This is a genomic window from Paraburkholderia sp. PREW-6R (genome assembly GCF_039621805.1).
In the GTDB taxonomy this organism is placed as follows: Bacteria; Pseudomonadota; Gammaproteobacteria; order Burkholderiales; family Burkholderiaceae; genus Paraburkholderia.
Map to the genome: position 1 here is coordinate 309038 of NZ_CP155075.1, position 18969 is coordinate 328006.

Consider the following 18969-nt stretch of genomic DNA (forward strand, 5'->3'; position numbering starts at 1 on the left):
GCAGGTGAATTCATGGGACTGATGAGAAGGAGACGACGTTGGGTGCTTTGAAGAAATTGCGCGTGCTCGATTTCACGCAAATGATGACGGGCCCGATGGCCACGATGATGCTCGGCGATTTCGGCGCCGACGTAATCAAGGTCGAGGCGCCGGAAGGTGATCCGTTTCGCGCGTCGGGCGAAGTGACGCTCGGCGGCGACGGTGTGTTCTTTCTGAGCATGAATCGCAACGGTGTGGTGCTCGATCTGAAGACCGAGCACGGGCGCGACATGGTAAAGGCGCTGGCGGCCGAGGCCGATGTGCTCGTCGAGAACTTCCGGCCTGGACTCGCCGAGAAGCTCGGTCTGGGGTACGAGACGTTGCAGGCGCTCAACCCTCGCCTCATTTATTGCTCGATTACGGGCTTCGGCCGTGATGGTCAGGACCGCGATCGACCTGCGCTCGACCAGGTGGTGCAAGCTGAGTCCGGACTGATGCAGATCACCGGAACAGCGCAAAGCGGTCCATTGAAAACCGGCTTTCCTTTCTCGGATCTCGTGACCGCGCTGCTCGCCACGACCGGCATTCTCAATGCGGTGATCGCGCGCCATGAAAGCGGCGTCGGGCAGCGCGTCGATCTGTCGATGCTCGACGCGTCGATCTTCAGCATCGCGCCGCGCGACGTCTATTACGCGGCGACCGGCAAGACGCCGCCGCGCACGGGCAACGAGCACTGGGACATCGTGCCGAACAACACCTATGCGACGCGCGATGGCCGCGAGGTCATGGTGATTTCGATCAACGACAAATTCTGGGCAATCCTTGCGCGCGCGTTGGGCTTGGCGGAGATGTCGACCGACCCGCTGTTCGCGACCAAAGCCGCGCGTTTGAAGAATCGCCATGTGCTCGACGAGCGGCTCGCGGCCGCTTTCCGCACGCGCACGCTTGCCGAATGGGAAAGCTCGCTGCGCGAAGCGGGCGCAATTTACGGCGCGGTGCGCACGTGGGACGAGGTATTTCACGATCCGCGTGTGGCCGGCAAACTCGTCCATACGATCGACCATCCGGCTGCGGGGCCGCTCGCCGTGCTGAAGAACCCGCTGCAATTTTCCGCGACGCCGACTGCGATCCGGCGTCCGCCGCCGCAACTTGGCGAGCACACCGAAAGCGTGCTCGCGAATCCGTCGGCCGCCTGGGTACCACGCTAGAGAAGTCGAGGCGTACCGCCGGATGAGCGGCGTTTCGATCGTCGATGATACATATGGGAGTAGAGAGCATGCCGGAAAAAATCGCTGTGGTGACGGGGTCGAACGGTCTGATTGGGCAGGCCATCTGTACGGTGCTGGAAAAGCAGGGCTATACCGCGGTCGGCCTCGATATCGCGGAGAAGAGCGCGCGCGATGGTGCCTATCAGCAGTGTGATCTCACCGATCTCGACGCAATCGGCGCAGCGTTCTCCGCGATTGCCAGCCGTTACGGCACGGTTCGGGCGCTGGTCAACAATGCGGGTGTCTGGCATGGCAAGACATTCTTCGATATCACGCCCGCCGACTACGCCTTCACGTTCGACGTCAATGTGCGCGGTATGTTCTTCGCGTCGCAGGCGGTGGCGCGGCGACTCGTCGAAACAGGCGAGGGTGGGGCGATCGTCAACCTCGCGTCGATCGTCGGGCACACCGGGAGCGCGGTGACGGACTACGGCGGCTCTAAAGCCGCGGTGATGGCGATTACGCGCGGCCTGGCCAAACCGTTGGGCGCGCATGGCATTCGCGTGAACGCGGTCTCTCCCGGGACGGTGAACACCGCGATGGGTGCCGCCGTCCCGAAGGCGGCGCGCGACAGATTCATTGCGGGCACGGCCCCGCAGCGTGCGGCGGAGCCTGAAGAAATCGCTAACGTGGTGGGCTTTCTGACGAGCGACGCCGCCAGTTACATGTACGGCGCGATCGTCGATGTGAACGGCGGACTTTACTAATCGCAACCATGGCACAGAAGATCCGGATTGCCGTGGTCGGTGCCGGCGCGATAGGCGGATACATCGCGGGGCATCTGGCGCGCGCGGCGCGCGCTGAAGTCAGCGTCGTGGCGCGCGGGCGTACGCTTGCCGCGCTGCGCGCCGACGGCCTGCACGTCACGACGCCGCGCGGGACGTTTTCCGTCGCGCTCAACGCTGTCGACGACGCGCGTGCACTCGGTCCGCAGGATTATGTGTTCCTCACGCTGAAGGCCCACCAGGTCGATGGCGCGCTCGGCTCGATTGTGCCGCTGATCGATGCGCACACCACGGTGCTGCCGCCGACCACTGCCATACCCTATTACTTCTTTCACGGCCTGCAAGGCAAGTTCGCGGACAGCCGCCTGCCGGCCATCGATCCGGGCAACCGGCACTGGCAGGCCATGCCGCCCTCGCAGGTGCTTGGGATTGCTTACTGGATCGGCGCGCACTCGCCCGCGCCAGGCTGCGTCGTTCAGGACGGCTCGCGCGCGGCCTGTCCGGTCGGCGAGATCGACGGTTCGAGCAGCGCGCGGGCTGCGCTGCTGAGCGAACTGCTGACCGAGGCGGGGCTTCATGCGCCCATGCGCGAGAACATTCGCGGCGACATCTGGGTGAAGTTCGTCAACAGCCTGTGCTGGAATCCGGTGGCCATTCTTACGCTTGCCCGCCTCGGTGAAATGGCGGAGGCAGCGGGTGTCGTAGTTACCGTCCGCACCATGATGGACGAGGCCGATGCAATCGGGCGAAAGCTGGGTGTGCAGATTCCACAGCCGCCGGAGAAACGCATGGCGGTCACGCTCAGCGCGAGCGGCCACAAGATGTCGATGCTGCAGGATCTGGAGCTTGGGCGTCCGCTCGAACTCGACGTACTCGCGCAATCGATCGCAGCGTTACGCGTGCTGGCCGGCGCGCCTTCTCCCACCATCGACACGGTTCTCGCTCTTGCGCTTTTGCGTGCCAGCAGGGCGAGCCTTTCCACGCAGCAGCATTCGTGAGCCTTCGCAACATGTCCATCGACACTACGCCAGAAACCGCCGCAACGGCGAGCCATAGCGATCATTTCGTGCGCCCGCTTGCCGGCATCAGGGTCGTTGAAGCCGCCAGCTACTTGGCCGGGCCGTTCGCCGCGCAGATGTTGTCCGATCTGGGCGCCGATGTCATCAAGGTCGAGCCGCCCGGCGGCGATCCCTACCGCAATTTCGGCTCAAGCCGTCATGGTGTGGGCATCGTGTGGGGGAACGCCAATCGCGGCAAGGAAGGTGTCGTGCTCGACCTGAAGTCGCCGGAAGGTCTCGCCTCGTTCAAGGCATTGCTGCGCGGCGCGGATCTCTACATCGACAACCTGCGTCCGCACGTCGCCGACAAGCTCGGCGTCGGCAAGGAAGCCGTCGAGGCGCTCAACGCGTCGCTGATCCGTCTGTCGATCACGGGCTATGGCCCCGACGGCGATGCCGCGCGCGAACCGGTCTTCGACGCCCTCGTGCAAGGGCGAACGGGCCTGATCGCGTACGAGGCGGCAGGCGGCGTTCCGAAGGCGACCAACAGTTTCATGGTGGACAAACTCGCGGCCAGCTTCGTTTGCCAGCTGGCGCTGGCCGGCCTGCTCGCGCGCGGTCGCAGCGGCAAGGGCGTGTACATTCAGACGTCGATGCTCGACATGGTTTCGTACTTCAATTTCCCGGACATGTTCCAGCATCGGACCTATCTGGATGACGATTCGGCCTGGCGCACGCCGCCGCAGCCCGTCATGGCGACGCGAGACGGCTATATCGTGTTGTCGCCCGTGTCGGGCAAGCAACTGGCGAAGACGCTCGAAGCGATCGGACATCCGGAATGGAAAGACGAACTGCGCGCGATCCCCGACAAGGCGGAAATGACCAGCACGTTTTTCCGGCGTATTGCCGCGCCGCTGAAGGAGCGCGGCAGCGCTGAATGGCTCGCGATGTTCCGCGAGATGGATGTACCATGCGGCCCGGTGAACGATCCGAACCAACATCTCGACGATCCGCAGGTGCTGCACAACCAGCTCTACTCGACGCTCGACACGCCATTGGGGCCGATACGTTCAGTGCGCTACCCGGGTGTCTTCGACGGCCACCTGCTCACCGCGCGTTTTCCTGCGCCGGGCTTGGGCGAGCATGATGGGCAAACGTCCTGGGGAGCGGCGCAATGAGCTCGTTGTCCCGGTGGCGCCGCAACGAGCGTTCGGCCTGTTCTGCGCGAGCCGTTGCCGTGGTGGCCGGCGCGGGCCTGAATATGCTGGTCAACACGGGACCCGTGTTGTTGTTCAGCTTCGGTGTGTTCGTCAAGCCGATCGTCGCCGATACGGGTTGGTCGCGCACGAGCATCAGTTCCGCCGTGCTCTATGGGCAGGTCCTGCTGGCGCTGTGCGGACCGCTGACCGGGTTCGCGGTGGATCGCTTCGGCGCGAGACAGGTCGCGCGTTTTGCGGGGCCGCTGCTCGGGCTGGGTCTGGCAATGGTCGGGCTGCTGTCGAACAGCGCCAACAGTTTCGTGCTGTTCTTTGCGCTGAGTTTTCTGCTCGGCGCGGCTCAGGTGCCGGTGACTTACGTCAAGGCCGTCGCCGGCTGGTACGACGCACACCTGGGAATTGCGCTCGGCTTTGCGTTGATGCTCAGCGGTCTCGGCGTGGCGGTGCTGCCGCCTTTGTCGGCCGCGTTGATCGAGGCGGTCGGCTGGCGGACTGCGTACCTGAGTCTCGCGGGATTCGTCTGGCTGGTCAGCGTACCTTCCGTGCAGTGGCTGTTGCATGAGCCACCCAGGGAGGCTCGCCTGGGCGCGGCGGCGGTGCACGCCACCGCGCGCGCCGACGTCCTGGAAGCGCCCTCGGGCGTGACCTTGCGAGCGGCCTTGCGCACGCGCGCGTTCTGGCTGATGGCGCTCGGCTTCTTCCTGATTTCGGTCGTGGTCGGGGCAGGCACGTGGGTGCTTCCCGTCGTGCTGTCGGACTATGGTTTGAAGGCGCAGCAAGGCGCGTTCGTGATGACGATCGTAGGGGCGGCGATGATGGTTGGCCGCCTTGGCTTCGGCGCGCTGCTCGACCGGTTTTTCGCCCCGCGGATCACAGCGGCCGTGTTCGTTGGCGCGGCGCTGGGGTATCTCTGCCTGGTTGCCGGAATTTCCGCATGGACAGTGCCCGTCGCGGCGATCCTGATCGGCTTCACGCTCGGCTCGGAAGTCGACGCGCTCGCTTATATGGCATCGCGTATATTCGGGCGGCGGCATCTGGGCGCGATCTATGGATCGTTGATGTTCTGCTTCAGCGTGGGGCTCGGCTGTGGTCCCGCGCTGTTCGCGCAGCTTTATGATCGCACCGGTGGCTACCAGGCCGCCTTTTGGGCTGCCGCGCTCTTTGCGTTGATTGCTGCGCTGGCGGTGTGTGGTTTGCGGGAGCGTGACCTGCGGTTTGGCGCCTGAGCCTTTCCAATACCGGCTCAATTCAGTGCGCCGGTCGATGTTTTGATTTTCGGGGAGCCGGAGAAGTTCGGGACGAGATAGCGGGCCTACACTGCGCTGCGTGGGCGGAATAGCATCGCTACTGCGAAAACCACAGGGACTTTGGTGAACAGCTTGAAAAGTTTTCACGATTCCGGGGAATCACCAGTGTGATTGTCATTCCAATAGCGCGTCCAGCTGACTTTGAACAATAAGCGAGCGTTCCAGCGGATAAGCCACTGCTGCGCCAGTCTCGACCGAATTTTCAAAATCAAGCAACATGCGCTCATACTGTTCCTGGGTCCTACCGTAATGTTCAACGTGCAGGTGATCGTCTCCATCGATGTGCCTGATCACGCTCGCGTCGTGGTAGTTGCTGGTGGTGAACGGTGCCGTCATTTCGATCCAGCCTCTGTCTCCATGGAAAACCATCGACTGCCTGCGGCCCATCAGCGTGCTACAGAATGACTGGAGCTTGAAGTCGCCGAAATCAATGACACAGTCGGAGGCGGTGTCGGTTCCCGACGCCGCACTGAAGCTCAGATCACCTTGTGCACTTACCGGGTCCCGCCCGGTTGCGAATGCCGTCCCAATGATGGGATACATGCCGACATCGCGGAGACTTCCACCGCCGAGCGACAGGTTATTGCGGATCGATGCCGGGTCCGCACGAAAATAGGTAAACGCGCCTCCTACCCGCCGAATATCACCGATTTCACCCGAGCAGATCGCCCGACGCACGCTCGCCCATTGCGGGTGATGGACGATCATGATTGCCTCCGCACAGATCAAGCCGCTGCGATCACGTTCTTCAATCAGCTGTCGTACCTCGGAGGCATGCATGCAGATCGGTTTTTCGCAAAGAACATGTTTCCCAGCCCGGAGCGCTGCAACGGTCCACGGGAAATGCAACGCGTTCGGAACCGGGACATACACTGCGTCCACCTCAGGATGCGAAAGGACGTCGTTATAGTTGTCGGTCACGTGACTTACCGCATGCTTACGAGCAAGTAGCGTGGCTTTTTCGATGTCTCTACTCGCGACAACGGGGACCCGACTACCTATCCGCCGAAGCGAGGGTAGGATGACCGAATCCGCAATGGTCGCTGCGCCGAGTATGCCCCACCGAAGGCCAACCCTTTGATCGTGCTGGCCCGCCTGGTCGATTGTTCGCATCATCATTCAACGGGAAAAAAGCATTCTGAAATGGATGGACGACAGCTTCAGTAGCGCCCTGACGTGGTGGGCCACTGTAGCGTTTGCTCTGATGTACGGCACTGTCGTCGCGGTTTTTAACGGTGGCCAGCAATTGCGACGGTCAGAACCGATGGCGCATCGCGAGCCTGATCGCGACCTGCCGCGGCGTTGACGAGTCGCCCAGATTGCCGATATTCGCGACGGCGGCGCCGCCGGTCGAGGACACGCCGGACGCCTTCTGGACAGACGCCTCCGCGTAAAAGTCTGTCCGTTTCGACAGGAAATAGTCCGCCAGCGCGGCCAGCTGATTAAAGTGCTGATTGCCGACAGTGCCACCCGTGCCGTTGTCGACCGCATTGCCTTTCGTGTATGTATAGCCAAGTCCAGCGTAGAACGCCGGCGTGAACTGATACTTGATGCCCGCTTCAGCCGTGTTGAACTTCGCGCTATTACCGCGGAGTGCTGTAATGTTTCCGTACTCGACATTCGAGTAACCGATATTCATGATCGCGCCACCCATCGTATAGGTTGCGCCCGCAGCAATGACCTGATACGAACTCGCACTGACATAGCCGCTATTCAGCACGCCGCTCAACTGAGTGGCGCCATTCGGGTTCCCGGTGAAGAAGCCGGTGCTGCCCGCCGCGCCCGTAGGATTCTTGAAGTATTCATAAGCCGCGCCGAGTGCGAGCGAGCCATTCGTGTACGCGACCCCTGCGTTGTATCCGCTGCCGCCAGTGATGTTGCCTGCCTGTCCGCCGAGGCTCCATTCCCCGCCGAACGTCAGCCCGTGATAGTTGGCGCTGGCGTACCGGATCGTGTTGTTCAGACGCAGGGAATTGTTCGTGTTATCGAGGTCGCCGGGATGAGCGAAAGCGGCGCTGCCGAGATAACCCAGCGTTGTCACGGGCTGGACGTACCAGAAGGTCGAGTCGTATTGACGACCGAGGGTGATCGCGCCGAACGTCGCACTGGAAATCCCAACGAACGCCTGGCGACCGAACTCCGCACCGCCTTGTGCGAGCGCGCCGTTGTTCAGGTTGACACCCGACTCAAGGGTAAAGATGGCGGCCAGCCCGCCGCCCAGATCTTCCGATCCTTTCAGACCCCAGCGGCTGCCGTTGATGCCGTTCGTCGAGTCGAGCGTCCACTGACGCCCACCCACGTTGCGGCCATTCACGACGTTCTTGTTGTTGTTCACGAACTGCAGTCCTTCGTCGATCAGCCCATACAGGGTCACCGAGGTTTGCGCATGTGCGTAAGTGGCGCACAGCAACGTTAAGGCAGCGGTTAGCGCGTGCTTCTTCATGTCTCCAATCTCCTGATTATCGTTGTCGCGACGGGCGATGTCCGGTTGTAGACACCGGTGGTGCAGGCGTTTTAAAAGTTGGAAAACTATTCTAGAAAATGTTTCCAAGAATTATAAGGCGGCTCGCTCGCCGGGATGCAAGCGATTTTTCACCAGGGCTTGTACCGACCCGTTGCGACGGCAGGACATGTGTCGAAGTGTTGACGAATGGTTTTCGTTGCCCTAATCTGAAAAAGCTTTCTGGAAAAGATTTCCAACTAAAACGGAGACAGGCATGCATCTGGGTACGGCAGCTCAGGCCGCTCGACTGATTGGCGATGGCGACACGGTATTGATCACGGGCTCCGGCTCCGGCATGGCGGTGCCCGAGGCCCTACTCGCTGCAATCGAGCGGCGCTTCAAGGAAGAAGGAGCACCGCGCAAAATCACGGCGATTCATCCGGTCGGTCTCGGAAATCGTGGTAACGAGCTGGGTGCGAGCCACTTTGCACATGAGGGGCTGCTCAAGCGCGTGGTTTGCGGGACGATCGTCGACGCACCGCCGATCGCGAAACTGGCCATGGCCAATCGCATCGAGGCGTACACGTTGCCGCAGGGCGTGCTCTCGCAACTCATCCGCGAAATTGCGGGCGGGCGGCCGGGTCTGACGACCCATGTCGGATTGAACACCTTCGTCGACCCGCGTCATCAGGGCGGCAAACAGAGTTCGATTGCAACTGAAGACCTGGTCGAACTGGTCGAACGTGACGGGCGCGAGTGGCTGTTCTACAAGTCGTTCAAACCGGATGTGGCGTTGTTGCGCGGCACGACTGCTGACGAGGACGGCAATATCTCGCACGAGCACGAAGCAATTTTTGGTGAAATGCTGTCGATGGCCCAGGCCGTGCGGCGCTGCGGCGGCGTGGTGATCGTCCAGGTCAAGCGGCTTGCAAAGCGTGGCACGCTGCCCGCGAAAAGCGTCAAGATTCCCGGCAATCTGGTGGATTTCGTCGTTGTGGAACCGAACCAGATGCAGACCTACCAGACTTTTTACGACCCCTCGTTTGCCGGTGAACTGAAGACGCCGCTCACGACGTTTCCTGAGTTGCCGCTTGACGAACGCGGCGTGATCGCACGGCGCGCTGCGCTGGAGTTGAGGCGCGGCGCGGTCTGCAATATCGGCTCAGGCGTATGTACGGGTATCGGTCTGGTTGCCGCGCGGGAAGATGTTCTGGATCTCGTCACCCTGACCAATGAGCAAGGTCTGACCGGTGGCGCGCCTGCCAATGGACTCGATGCAGGCGCGGCGCGCAACTATGCAGCCATCGTCGACCAGCCCTATCAATTCGACTTCTATGACGGCGGTGGGATCGACATCGCGTTCCTCTCCTGCGTCGAAATCGACCGTACTGGTAACGTCAATATCACGCGCTTCGCCGATCGCCTGGTCGGCGTCGGCGGCTTCATCAACATTAGCCAGAACGCCAAGAAGATGGTGTTCGGCGGCTCGTTCACCGCAGGCGGTCTGACGGTTGCGGTCGAGAACGGCGCATTGAAGATTGTCGAGGAAGGGCGTCATTCGAAGTTCGTCGAATCGCTCGCGCAGATATCGTTCAGCTCGAAAAATGCACGCGAAGCGGGGCAGACCGTCCTCTATGTCACGGAGCGGGCCGTCTTTTCGCTCCTGCGCGATGGCTTGACGCTGATTGAGATTGCACCCGGCATCGATCTGCAAAAGGATGTACTCGACCGTATTCCATTCGGGATCGACGTGGCGCCCGATCTGAAAACAATGCCCGCCGAAGTCTTTTCCAATGGATCGCTCGGTTTGCAGGCGCGACTCAAAAGCGAGCCATTGCCGATGCATCCCAAAGTCAAAGCGCTGCTGAACGACCAATAGACAAGACAAGGAGACAGACGTGAACCAACCGGCAACGGCGCACGCAAAGCGGCGCTGGTATCAGGAAATCAATCGCGCGCAATGGCTGACGCTCGCAGGAGCGTGGTGCCTTTGGGCACTCGACGCCGTTGACTTTCTGTTGATCACCTTCGTGTTGATCGACATTGCAAAAAGCTTCGATGTGACGCTGCACACGGCTTCGCTGCTGATTCTCGCGACCTTCGGCGTGCGCTGGCTTGGCGGCATGCTGTTCGGCAATTTGAGCGATCGCATCGGCCGCAAGATACCCATGCTGATTGCGCTGGTGTGGTTCACCGCGGGTGCTGCGTTCACCGGCCTTGCGTGGAGTTTCGCGGCGGTGTTTGTATTCCGGCTGTTGCTCGGTTTCGGCATGGCTCCGATCCTGACGCTCGGTTCGACGATGATCGCCGAAGTATGGCCGGAGAAATACCGCGCGATCGGAATCGGCATTCTCGACACCGGCTGGGGTTTTGGCAGCGTGCTCGCGGCAACGCTTTACGGTTTGATCTATCCGCACTTCGGCTGGCGCCCGCTGTTTTTCGCGGGGATCATTCCCGGCGTGCTCGTGGGACTGTATATCTGGCGTTTCGTGCCCGAATCTCCGGTGTGGCTGAAGGCGCGCGAGAAAGGTCTTGTGTCGAAGCGCAAATCGCCGGCCGCCACGCTGTTTCGCGAGCATCTGAAACTCGTGCTCGTGCTGAGTCTCGTGCAATTCCTGCTGCAATTCGGCTCGTGGCCACTGCAGGGTCTGCTTGCGACTTATCTGCGCGAATTGCATATGCCGCCGGCGTCGGTGAGCATGATTACCAGCGCGGGTGCGATCGGGCAGATCTGCGGGTTCTTCTGCTCGGGCTTCATCGCTGAGCGCATTGGCCGCAAGAACGCCATTGCACTGATGCTCGCGATCGGCTGCTGTTGCGTATTCGCACTCGTCAATCTCGCGCCGGTCTCGATCGCGCTCGGCTGCACGTTCGCTTTCCTGTCGGGCTTCTGGATCGTCGGTGCATCCGGTATCTATCCGACGATCCTCGCCGAGAATCTGCCGTCCAACGTGCGCGCAACCGGCGTCGGACTCATGTACAACATCGGCGTGATCGGCGGCGGCATCGCGCCATTCATCGTGCTGGCTTCGCTGGACTATTTCAAAGTGGCATTGCCGAGAGGGATGTTCTTCTACACGCTGCTCGGCGACGTGCTCGGCGTACTGATTATCTTTCTGGCCACGCGCGAAACGCGCGGCATCCCGATCGAACATGCGGGCGCGCAGGACGACGGGCTTGCGCAATCACAACAGGAGGGCATTCGCCGTGATGCTTGGTAACGCAGCGCTTGCATTCTGGAACGGCATCGCGCCCGGTGGCGATGCGGAATTCCTCGCATGGCATGTGTCGGAACATATCCCCGAGCGTGTTGGCCTGCCTGGTTTTCTGCGCGGCCGTCGCTACGTCGCGAGTCGCGGCTCGCCTCGTTATTTCAACTTCTACGAGACTCAATCGCTCGATGTGCTCGAATCGCCGGTTTATCGGGACCGGCTCGATCACCCGACGCCGTGGACCACACGGGTAGTCTCCACTTTTGTCGACACCTCGCGAACGATGTGCCGCGTCGCACACACTCGTGGTATTGGCGAAGGCGCGTGGATGCAGACAATCCGCTTTGCGTTTCCGTCCGTCGCGCGCGATAAGGCGATCAGCACGCTGATCGGAATACTCGACGCTTTGCCGGCGCGCACTGCCCTCGTTGGCGCGCATCTGCTAGACGGGGTGCAGCGCGAAACGAAGCCGACGCGCGAACTCGAATTGCGCGGCACGCCCGATGCACAGATCGACGGCGTGCTGCTGATCGAAGCCGCAGATGAAGCGACGCTCGATGCACTCGGCGAGCATGAGCTCGCCGACGATTCGTTGCATCAGGCAGGCGTCAGCGCGATCACGCGCGGCAATTACCAGCTTCAATATAGCCTCAGCGCCTCGCGCTAACATTCATCACCAGGAAATCGCATGAAACTCTTTCGCTTTGGTCCCGTGGGTGCAGAAAAGCCGGGTGTCGTCGACAGGAACGGTACGCATCGTGATCTGTCTTCCGTGATCGCCGATATCAACCCCGCGACGATCGCTGCAGGCCTCGAAAGCAAACTCGCGCGCCTCGATCTGACCACGCTGCCAGAAGTACCGGATGGCACACGTTTCGGCCCGTGCATTGCGCAGCCCGGCAACTTTCTGGCGATCGGTCTGAACTACGTCGAGCATGCAAAAGAGACTAACGCGCCGCTGCCGCAGGAACCGATTCTGTTCAATAAGGCGCCGAGCTGTATCGTGGGTCCGGACGACGATATCGTCTTGCCGCGTGGCTCGGAAAAGACCGATTGGGAAGTGGAGCTTGCGTTTGTGATCGGCAAACGCGCCCATTACGTCAGCGAGGCCGACGCGCTGTCGTACGTGCTCGGCTATTGCGTGTGCAACGACGTTTCGGAGCGCGCATTCCAGCTGGAACGCGGTGGCCAGTGGATGAAAGGAAAATGTGCGCCATCGTTCGGTCCGATCGGTCCGTATCTCGTCACCGCCGAAGAAATCCCCGATCCGCAGAAACTGCCGCTCTGGCTTGAGGTGAATGGAGAGCGCGTGCAGAACAGCGACACGAGCGACATGATTTTTTCGATCCGCACCATCGTGTCGTACGTGAGCCAATTCGTCGTGTTGATGCCGGGCGATCTCATTACCACGGGCACGCCGCCGGGAGTTGGCCTCGGCATGAAACCGGAGCGCTATCTGAAGCGTGGGGACACGGTTCGCCTGAGCGTCGAAGGACTGGGCACGCAGACCCAGCGTGTCGCATGAATACGGCATCCTCCGTTCAGGTGAGCGGCGCGACGGCGCTGTACGTTATCGTTGGCGATCCGGTTTCGCAGGTGCGTTCGCCGCAGATAGTGAATGCGTTGTTCGCGCAGGCGCAGATCGACGCGCTGCTGGTACCGATGCACGTTTCACGCGACCGCTTTGCCGAGACGATGCGCGCGCTGATGGCAATCGGTAATCTGCGCGGTATCGTGATCACGGTGCCGTTCAAGGTCGATGCGATGTCGTTCGTCAGCCATGTATTGCCTGGCGCGCAAGCGGCGGGCGCGTTGAATGCGATGCGCCGCCTGCCGGATAACGGATGGGAAGGCGACATGTTCGACGGCGCCGGTCTCGTGCGCGCGCTCGACGATGCCGGTCATCCGCCGGCCGGCAAGCGTGTGCTGCTGGTCGGCGCGGGCGGCGCCGGACGCGCGATCGCAATCGCACTTGCGCAAAGCGGTGTGCGCGAGATAGCGTTGAGCGATCTGGACGGCCCACGCGTCCGGCAGGTCGTCGAGGCGGTGTCCAACGCAGCGCCCGCGTGCGTATGTCGAGCGTCCGAACCGACGTTCGACGGCCATGACCTCGTCGTCAACGCGACGCCGCTCGGGATGAAGCCCGACGACGCATTACCCATCGACATCGCCGGCATGAACGCGCAGCATGTGCTTTTCGACATTGTGCCGAAACCCGACGTGACGGCGCTCATGCGCGCCGCGCAATCACAAGGCGTGACGACGATTGGCGGCAAGCGCATGATTGAAGGGCAGGCTCGCGCGCTGGCCGGATTCTTTGGGCATCGTGTATGAACGCGGCCCGGTGCGAACATTCAATTCACATGTAATGAGTAGGTAAACGTATGAGCGTCGCGTTAGAACGTGGCATGGCCATCCTTGAGTTGCTGTCGACCGACCGCAATGGCATGCAGTTGAGCCGGCTTTCAGAAGCACTGGATATTCCGGTCAGCGCCACGCACCGGTTGCTGACCAGCCTGATCGACATGGGTTATGTGCATCAGACACGGGAGATGGGGCAGTATTGCCTGTCACTGAAGTCGGTGTCGCTCGGCATCCGTTTCGTGTCGAAGAACAATCTGATCGACCTCGCGCGCCCGCTGATGGACGAGCTCGCGAGCGTTTCGGGTGAACTGTCGCGCCTCGGTCTGATCGACGGCGAGCGACTGGTGTGGGTGTCCAAGTCGCTGGGCACGCGGGTGGGTCTGCGCTACGACCCTGACAACGGCGCGGAAGCCCCGCTGTTCTGCTCGGCGTCCGGGCTGGTCTGGCTGGCGACGATGAGCGACGAAGAAGCCCTCGCGCGAGTGATGAAAACCGGTTTTGGCCGGGACGAGGATCATGGCCCGAACGCACCGCGTACGCCGGAGGAATTTCTGAAACAGTTGCGCCGTGCACGTGCGAACGGCTACGCAACGGTGACCAACAGTGTCGAGGCGGCCACTTCAGCGATGGCCGCATTGATCCGTGGTAACGACGACGAGCCGATCGGCGTGCTCACGATTGCCGGGCCGATGTTCCGCTTGACCGCGAAGCGCATGCAGGAACTCGCGCCGTTGCTGATGCGTGCAACGGCGGCATTGTCGGAAGTCAATGCCCCCACGTTCGCCATGCCGCCGGCGCATCTGCACGGGTGAACGCATTCAATGTCCTCTAACGGGAAGGAGATCCAGCAATGAGCGACCCTGTCGCCAGTGACACGCGGCGTCTGCTGAAGCCAGGCCTTTACGGGTTGAACGACATCGAGACCGGCGATTACTACCTCACCGCCGGCGTCACCGTGACCGAAACGCATGTCGTTAATTTCGCGGGCGTCTCGGGCGACCACTACGACATTCACGTCGACGACGTCGCCGCCCAGGAGGCCGGCTTTCCTGGGCGCATCGCGCACGGCCTGCTCGGTTTGTCGCTTGCCGACGGACTGAAGACGCGTTGCCCGGTGCTGCTCAAAGGGCTCGCGACACTGGGCTGGAACTGGTCGTTTCGCGCGCCGTTGATGATCGGCGATCGCATTCATGTCGATATCGAGGTCATCGGCAAGCGTCTGACCCGGCGGCCCGATCGGGGGATCGCGACGTTGCGCCTGAAGGTGCTGAACCAGCGCGGCGATGTCGTGCAGGAAGGCGAGACGCTGATGATGATGCCGACTACGCTCGCGTGAGGGAATCACTCGTCATGCGCGATTTTTCATACAGTCTCGAACACTTTGCCCTCAATACCGCGACGCTCAGGCAATGGCCGCTGGAGCGCATCATCGAAAGCTGCGCGCGTCGCGGTATTCGCGCGATAACACCGTGGCATGCCGACGTGGAGCGCGTTGGTGTGGCACAAACGAAACGCCTGCTGCGCGAGGCGCAGATCGAGTTGTGCGGTTATTGCCGCGGCGGTCTGTTTCCGGTCGCGCAGGCCAGCGAGCGTGATGCGGTTTTCGTGCGTAACCGGCGCGTACTCGACGCCGCGCGCGAACTGGATGCGCCGTGCGTGGTCCTCGTCGTGGGCGGCTTGCCGGGAGCGATGGAGGGCGAACCGCAAAGCCGCGATCTGGCCGGCGCGCGCGAGCAGGTGAAGGACGGCATTGCACGCATACTCGACTACGCGAAGTCGCTTCGCATGCCGCTCGCGATCGAGCCGCTGCATCCCATGTACGCTGCCGATCGCGCCTGTGTGAATACGCTCGAACATGCGCTCGATCTCTGCGACGAAATCGACCCGTCGATGCAAGGCGATCTTGGCGTCGCGGTGGATTGTTATCACGTGTGGTGGGACCCGAAAGTCGACGCGCAGATTGCGCGTGCCGGTAAGCAACGGCTGCTTGGCTTTCACGTTTGCGACTGGCTCGTGCCGACTCGCGACATGCTCAATGATCGCGGCATGATGGGCGACGGCGTGATCGACATTGCGCGGTTGCGCGGTCAGGTTGAACTGGCGGGCTTCGACGGGTTTATCGAAGTCGAAATTTTTTCGAGCGACAACTGGTGGAAGCGCGACGGTGACGACGTGCTGGACACCTGTGTCGCACGTTATCGAACTGTGGTGTAAAGGAGTGAAAGCATGGAGCAGTCAGGGCTCGATTTCGTGGAAGTCGGTCAACGCTATACCTTCGGCAAGACCGTGTCGGAAACCGATGTGATGCTGTTTGCCGGCATAACGGGCGATTTCAGCCCGACCCATGTCAACGAACAGTACGCGCGCGAAAAGTCCAATCTCGGCGGACGCATCGCGCATGGCGCACTCATGGTGGGCTATATGTCGACTGCGTCTACGCTGTCTATCGAACACGTGATTCACAAGGACAATCTCAGCGATTTCCCTGTCTCGTCGGGCTACGACAAGCTGCGTTTTCTGAAACCGGTTGCGCTCGGCGATACGATCACCGTCGTTTATGAGGTGATCAGAATCGACAGGGAAAAAGGCCGCAGCATCGCGAAGAACGAAGTCTTCAACCAGCGCGGGGAACTCGTCGCAGTCGGCGAACACGTTATGCGCTGGGCGAAGAAACTGAAGGGCGACTGAACAGGCAGAAGGCGCCTGACGGCGTATTGCAGCGGACCACCGGACGACATCATGCAGATCATCACGGCAGAAGAAGCCGCCTCGCTCGTGAGAGACGGCGACACGGTACTCATTAGCGGATCGGGGGGCGGCCATGCCGTGCCCGACGCGCTGGTAGCGGCAGTCGGGAACCGCTTCAGACGCGAAGGTGCGCCGCGCGGCATCACTTCGATGAGCATCGTCGGAGTTGGCGATCGCGAGGACCTGGGTGCGAGCCACCTCGCACAGGAAGGGTTGCTGCGGCGCGCGATTACAAGTGCGCTGGTCGATTCACCCGGTCTCGTGGCACTCGCGGCAGAGGACAAGATCGAGGCCTATACGCTGCCGCAAGGCGTGATGTCGCAACTGATGCGCGAGATGGCTGCAGGGCGCCCCGGCCTGATTACGAAAACGGGCCTGCATACCTTTGTCGATCCGCGGCAGCAGGGTGCGCGGCAAAGTCCGCGTACGCCGGCTGATTTTGTCGAGGTGATAGAACTCGACGGCGAGGAATATCTGCGGTTCAAGCCGCTGCCGTTGAACGTGACCTTCATTCGCGGCACGACCGCCGACGAAGACGGCAACGTGACGATGGAAGAGGAAGCCGTGCTGGGTGAGATGCTGGCTATGGCGCAGGCCACGCGCCGCGCGGGTGGCGTCGTGGTTGCGCAGGTCAAGCGCGTCGCGCGGCGTGAGACCTTGCCGCCCAAGCAGGTGAAGGTGCCGGGCATTCTGGTCGACTTCGTCGTGGTTGTGCCGGATCAGCCGCAGACTTACGCGACATCGTACGATCCCAGCTACGCGGGTGAATTGCGCGTGCCGTTATCGGAGATCAAGCCGTTGCCGTTCGGCCCGCGCAAGGTGATCGTGCGGCGCGCGGCGCTCGAACTCTACCCCGGCGCGGTGTGTAATCTTGGCGCGGGCGTCTCGACCGGGTTGTCGACGATTGCTGCTGAAGAAGGTTTGCTCGACGCGGTCGTGCTGACGAATGAGCAGGGTATTATCGGCGGCGCGCCGTTGACCGGCCGGGATTCGGGCGGTGGCCAGAATTTCGCCGCGATGATCGAGCAGCCGTCGCAATTCGACTTCTATGATGGTGGCGGACTCGACCTCGCGTTTCTGTCGTTCGCGGAAGTCGACGCGCAAGGCAATGTCAACATCAGCCGTTTCGGCGACAAGATCATCGGGGTCGGCGGCTTCATCAACATCAGTCAGAACGCGAAGTGCGTGATATTCAGCGGCACGCTGACGGCAGGCGGCCTCGACGTCGGTTGGGAAGGTGGACGGACCGTGATCCGCAGTGAAGGGCGGCACCGGAAATTCGTCGAAACGATCGAGCAGATCTGTTATAGCGCGGCGTTCGCGCGCGAGCGCGGGCAGACTGCGTTGTATCTGACTGAGCGTGCCGTATTCCGGCTCGGCGACCAAGGCCTCGAGTTGATTGAAATTGCACCGGGTGTCGATGTGGAGCGCGACGTGATCGGGCAGATGGCGTTTCGCCCACACGTCGCAAAGGATCTGAAAACGATGGATGCGCGTCTGTTCGATCCGCAGCCGCTTCATATTCGCGATGAAATCGCGGCGCGCGGGCGCCGCTATCGTTCGGAACGTGTTGCACAGTGGTATGCCACGCGCAGCGTAGGCGCGTGATCGAATGCGTGCGCGCTGATGATTCGCCCGGGACCGGTAAACGCACTTCACCTCGTGATCTTAAGCCCGGTCAGCGTTCACGCCTTTCACCGCTGTCTCCGCTTCTGACGCTGTCTGCATAGCGCTTTGGCGGCAGCCCCATCACCCGTTTGAACGCCGCGCTAAAAGAGCTTTCCGACTCGTAGCCGAGGTCTTGCGCCACTTTCGACACCCGTATTCCGGGTTCGGCGAGCCTCCTCGCAGCCATCAGCATGCGCACATGAGACAGGTAATCCATGGGCGCCTTGCCTACCGTGGTCCTGAAACGTATCGCGAACGCGGTGCGGGACATGGCACTGGCGCTTGCCAGGGAAGCCACGGTCCATCGCCGGGATGGATCGTTGTGCATGACAGAGATCGCGACGCCCATCCTCGGATCGGCTAACGCATACAACCAGCCGGCTCGCACATTGGAAAACTCGGACAGGTGAAACCGCAAGATCTTGACGAGCGCGATGTGTGCCAGATGATCGACGACAACTTCATTGCCCGGTTGACCCGATTGAAGCTCGTCAATCATCTGCCCGATTGCCTGTCGAAGCGCCGCCTTCGCGGCGGGATCGTGTACACGCACGACGGGGTCCAGAACGCTGAGAAGAAAAAGCGCGAACCCCGCCTCGAATTCGAAGTGGGCGGCAAACATCAGGCACCGACCGCCGCCGTTATAGGCTGCGACTGACCCGTTCGACCTGCCATCGAAGACCACTGCAGCATCTATGGGCGGCAGATCGAGGTCGCTGGTCAGCTGGAATGGGCGGCCGCGCGGGAGCACGACGCAGTCGCCCGCGCGCAGGCAAACGGCTTCGGCTTCCCCGTCGACCTTCAGCCAGCACTCCCCAGACTCCAAGTAGTAGAGGTAGGCACCTTCGTGGGCCGGAAACCGGATGCCGATGTCTCCGCCCACGTCCGTCGCGCCGACGTAGACGCTGCGCGGTCTGGACTGTCGAATGATTTCTGAAAGCGGATCCATCAATATTCTGAACGAACAGAGAAGAATTTTGAAGGAAGCATCATAGATCAACTGAACGTTGCTCTTTACAGTTCATCCATGGATGCAGGTC

18 protein-coding genes are annotated in these 18969 nt (G+C 61.6%); 15 read left to right on the forward strand and 3 right to left on the reverse strand.

All coding sequences use genetic code 11. From position 1 onward, the window contains the following. Positions 1-38: 38 nt before the first annotated feature. The 5 genes from AAGS40_RS25965 to AAGS40_RS25985 all read left to right on the forward strand — a co-directional run bounded on the left by AAGS40_RS25965 (position 39) and on the right by AAGS40_RS25985 (position 5413). The gene (locus AAGS40_RS25965; protein WP_345817357.1) at positions 39-1187 is read left to right on the forward strand and encodes a CoA transferase; all 1149 of its coding nucleotides are present in this window, start codon (positions 39-41) and stop codon (positions 1185-1187) included. A gap of 68 nt (positions 1188-1255) precedes the next feature. After that, on the forward strand, positions 1256-1954 hold the full coding sequence (locus tag AAGS40_RS25970) for an SDR family NAD(P)-dependent oxidoreductase (protein WP_345817358.1): 699 nt from the start codon (positions 1256-1258) through the stop codon (positions 1952-1954). An 8-nt stretch (positions 1955-1962) separates the two neighbouring features. Then, a complete protein-coding gene (locus tag AAGS40_RS25975) occupies positions 1963-2970 on the forward strand; it encodes a 2-dehydropantoate 2-reductase (RefSeq protein WP_345817360.1) in 1008 nt (335 codons plus the stop codon). A gap of 11 nt (positions 2971-2981) precedes the next feature. After that, positions 2982-4148 carry a CoA transferase gene (locus AAGS40_RS25980; RefSeq protein ID WP_345817361.1) on the forward strand — a complete coding sequence of 389 codons (1167 nt, stop codon included), beginning with the start codon at positions 2982-2984 and terminating at the stop codon, positions 4146-4148. Then, complete coding sequence (locus AAGS40_RS25985; protein WP_345817363.1) at positions 4145-5413, forward strand: MFS transporter; 1269 nt, start codon at positions 4145-4147, stop codon at positions 5411-5413. The genes AAGS40_RS25980 and AAGS40_RS25985 overlap by 4 nt, the downstream gene beginning before the upstream one ends. A 195-nt stretch (positions 5414-5608) precedes the next feature. Here the strand turns inward: AAGS40_RS25985 and AAGS40_RS25990 are convergent, their stop codons facing one another. Then, positions 5609-6613, reverse strand: a complete 1005-nt coding sequence (locus tag AAGS40_RS25990) for a Gfo/Idh/MocA family oxidoreductase (RefSeq protein WP_345817364.1) — start codon at positions 6611-6613, stop codon at positions 5609-5611. A gap of 136 nt (positions 6614-6749) precedes the next feature. After that, positions 6750-7937, reverse strand: coding sequence for a porin (locus AAGS40_RS25995; RefSeq protein ID WP_345817366.1), 1188 nt, complete (start codon positions 7935-7937; stop codon positions 6750-6752). Positions 7938-8211: 274 nt separating this feature from the next. Between AAGS40_RS25995 and AAGS40_RS26000 the strand changes: the two genes are divergently transcribed. From AAGS40_RS26000 to AAGS40_RS26045, 10 genes are read left to right on the forward strand one after another with little or no spacing between them, the layout of a single operon-like run. Continuing rightward, positions 8212-9816, forward strand: coding sequence for a CoA-transferase (locus tag AAGS40_RS26000; RefSeq protein ID WP_345817367.1), 1605 nt, complete (start codon positions 8212-8214; stop codon positions 9814-9816). Positions 9817-9835: 19 nt separating this feature from the next. After that, entirely contained in the window at positions 9836-11158 is a 1323-nt protein-coding gene (locus AAGS40_RS26005; protein ID WP_345817369.1) for an MFS transporter, read from the forward strand. Then, positions 11145-11816: a hypothetical protein gene (locus AAGS40_RS26010; RefSeq protein WP_345817371.1), complete on the forward strand. Its 672-nt coding sequence runs from the start codon at positions 11145-11147 to the stop codon at positions 11814-11816. The genes AAGS40_RS26005 and AAGS40_RS26010 overlap by 14 nt, the downstream gene beginning before the upstream one ends. Positions 11817-11837: 21 nt before the next feature. Further along, positions 11838-12674, forward strand: a complete 837-nt coding sequence (locus AAGS40_RS26015; protein WP_345817372.1) for a fumarylacetoacetate hydrolase family protein — start codon at positions 11838-11840, stop codon at positions 12672-12674. Beyond that, complete coding sequence (locus AAGS40_RS26020; protein WP_345817374.1) at positions 12671-13483, forward strand: shikimate dehydrogenase; 813 nt, start codon at positions 12671-12673, stop codon at positions 13481-13483. The genes AAGS40_RS26015 and AAGS40_RS26020 overlap by 4 nt, the downstream gene beginning before the upstream one ends. Before the next feature lie 50 nt (positions 13484-13533). Further along, a complete protein-coding gene (locus tag AAGS40_RS26025) occupies positions 13534-14325 on the forward strand; it encodes an IclR family transcriptional regulator (protein ID WP_345817375.1) in 792 nt (263 codons plus the stop codon). A 38-nt stretch (positions 14326-14363) separates the two neighbouring features. Beyond that, positions 14364-14849, forward strand: a complete 486-nt coding sequence (locus AAGS40_RS26030) for a MaoC/PaaZ C-terminal domain-containing protein (protein ID WP_345817376.1) — start codon at positions 14364-14366, stop codon at positions 14847-14849. A gap of 14 nt (positions 14850-14863) precedes the next feature. Further along, a complete protein-coding gene (locus tag AAGS40_RS26035) occupies positions 14864-15727 on the forward strand; it encodes a sugar phosphate isomerase/epimerase family protein (RefSeq protein ID WP_345817378.1) in 864 nt (287 codons plus the stop codon). A gap of 12 nt (positions 15728-15739) precedes the next feature. Next, positions 15740-16201, forward strand: coding sequence for a MaoC/PaaZ C-terminal domain-containing protein (locus AAGS40_RS26040; protein ID WP_345817380.1), 462 nt, complete (start codon positions 15740-15742; stop codon positions 16199-16201). 51 nt (positions 16202-16252) lie between these two features. Further along, a complete protein-coding gene (locus tag AAGS40_RS26045; RefSeq protein ID WP_345817382.1) occupies positions 16253-17869 on the forward strand; it encodes a CoA-transferase in 1617 nt (538 codons plus the stop codon). 70 nt (positions 17870-17939) lie between these two features. On the opposite strand, the gene AAGS40_RS26050 is transcribed toward AAGS40_RS26045, so the two are convergent. Beyond that, the gene (locus AAGS40_RS26050) at positions 17940-18929 is read right to left on the reverse strand and encodes an AraC family transcriptional regulator (protein WP_345817384.1); all 990 of its coding nucleotides are present in this window, start codon (positions 18927-18929) and stop codon (positions 17940-17942) included. Positions 18930-18969: the final 40 nt, after the last annotated feature.

Bases quoted from the DNA above. Each gene is read 5' to 3' on its own strand.
- AAGS40_RS26025 (WP_345817375.1), top strand. From the start codon at position 13,534: ATGAGCGTCGCGTTAGAACGTGGCATGGCCATCCTTGAGTTGCTGTCG.
- AAGS40_RS26045 (WP_345817382.1), top strand. From the start codon at position 16,253: ATGCAGATCATCACGGCAGAAGAAGCCGCCTCGCTCGTGAGAGACGGC.
- AAGS40_RS25980 (WP_345817361.1), top strand. From the start codon at position 2,982: ATGTCCATCGACACTACGCCAGAAACCGCCGCAACGGCGAGCCATAGC.
- AAGS40_RS25970 (WP_345817358.1), top strand. From the start codon at position 1,256: ATGCCGGAAAAAATCGCTGTGGTGACGGGGTCGAACGGTCTGATTGGG.
- AAGS40_RS25995 (WP_345817366.1), bottom strand. From the start codon at position 7,937: ATGAAGAAGCACGCGCTAACCGCTGCCTTAACGTTGCTGTGCGCCACT.
- AAGS40_RS25975 (WP_345817360.1), top strand. From the start codon at position 1,963: ATGGCACAGAAGATCCGGATTGCCGTGGTCGGTGCCGGCGCGATAGGC.
- AAGS40_RS26000 (WP_345817367.1), top strand. From the start codon at position 8,212: ATGCATCTGGGTACGGCAGCTCAGGCCGCTCGACTGATTGGCGATGGC.
- AAGS40_RS26020 (WP_345817374.1), top strand. From the start codon at position 12,671: ATGAATACGGCATCCTCCGTTCAGGTGAGCGGCGCGACGGCGCTGTAC.
- AAGS40_RS26040 (WP_345817380.1), top strand. From the start codon at position 15,740: ATGGAGCAGTCAGGGCTCGATTTCGTGGAAGTCGGTCAACGCTATACC.
- AAGS40_RS26030 (WP_345817376.1), top strand. From the start codon at position 14,364: ATGAGCGACCCTGTCGCCAGTGACACGCGGCGTCTGCTGAAGCCAGGC.
- AAGS40_RS26015 (WP_345817372.1), top strand. From the start codon at position 11,838: ATGAAACTCTTTCGCTTTGGTCCCGTGGGTGCAGAAAAGCCGGGTGTC.
- AAGS40_RS26035 (WP_345817378.1), top strand. From the start codon at position 14,864: ATGCGCGATTTTTCATACAGTCTCGAACACTTTGCCCTCAATACCGCG.
- AAGS40_RS25985 (WP_345817363.1), top strand. From the start codon at position 4,145: ATGAGCTCGTTGTCCCGGTGGCGCCGCAACGAGCGTTCGGCCTGTTCT.
- AAGS40_RS25990 (WP_345817364.1), bottom strand. From the start codon at position 6,613: ATGATGATGCGAACAATCGACCAGGCGGGCCAGCACGATCAAAGGGTT.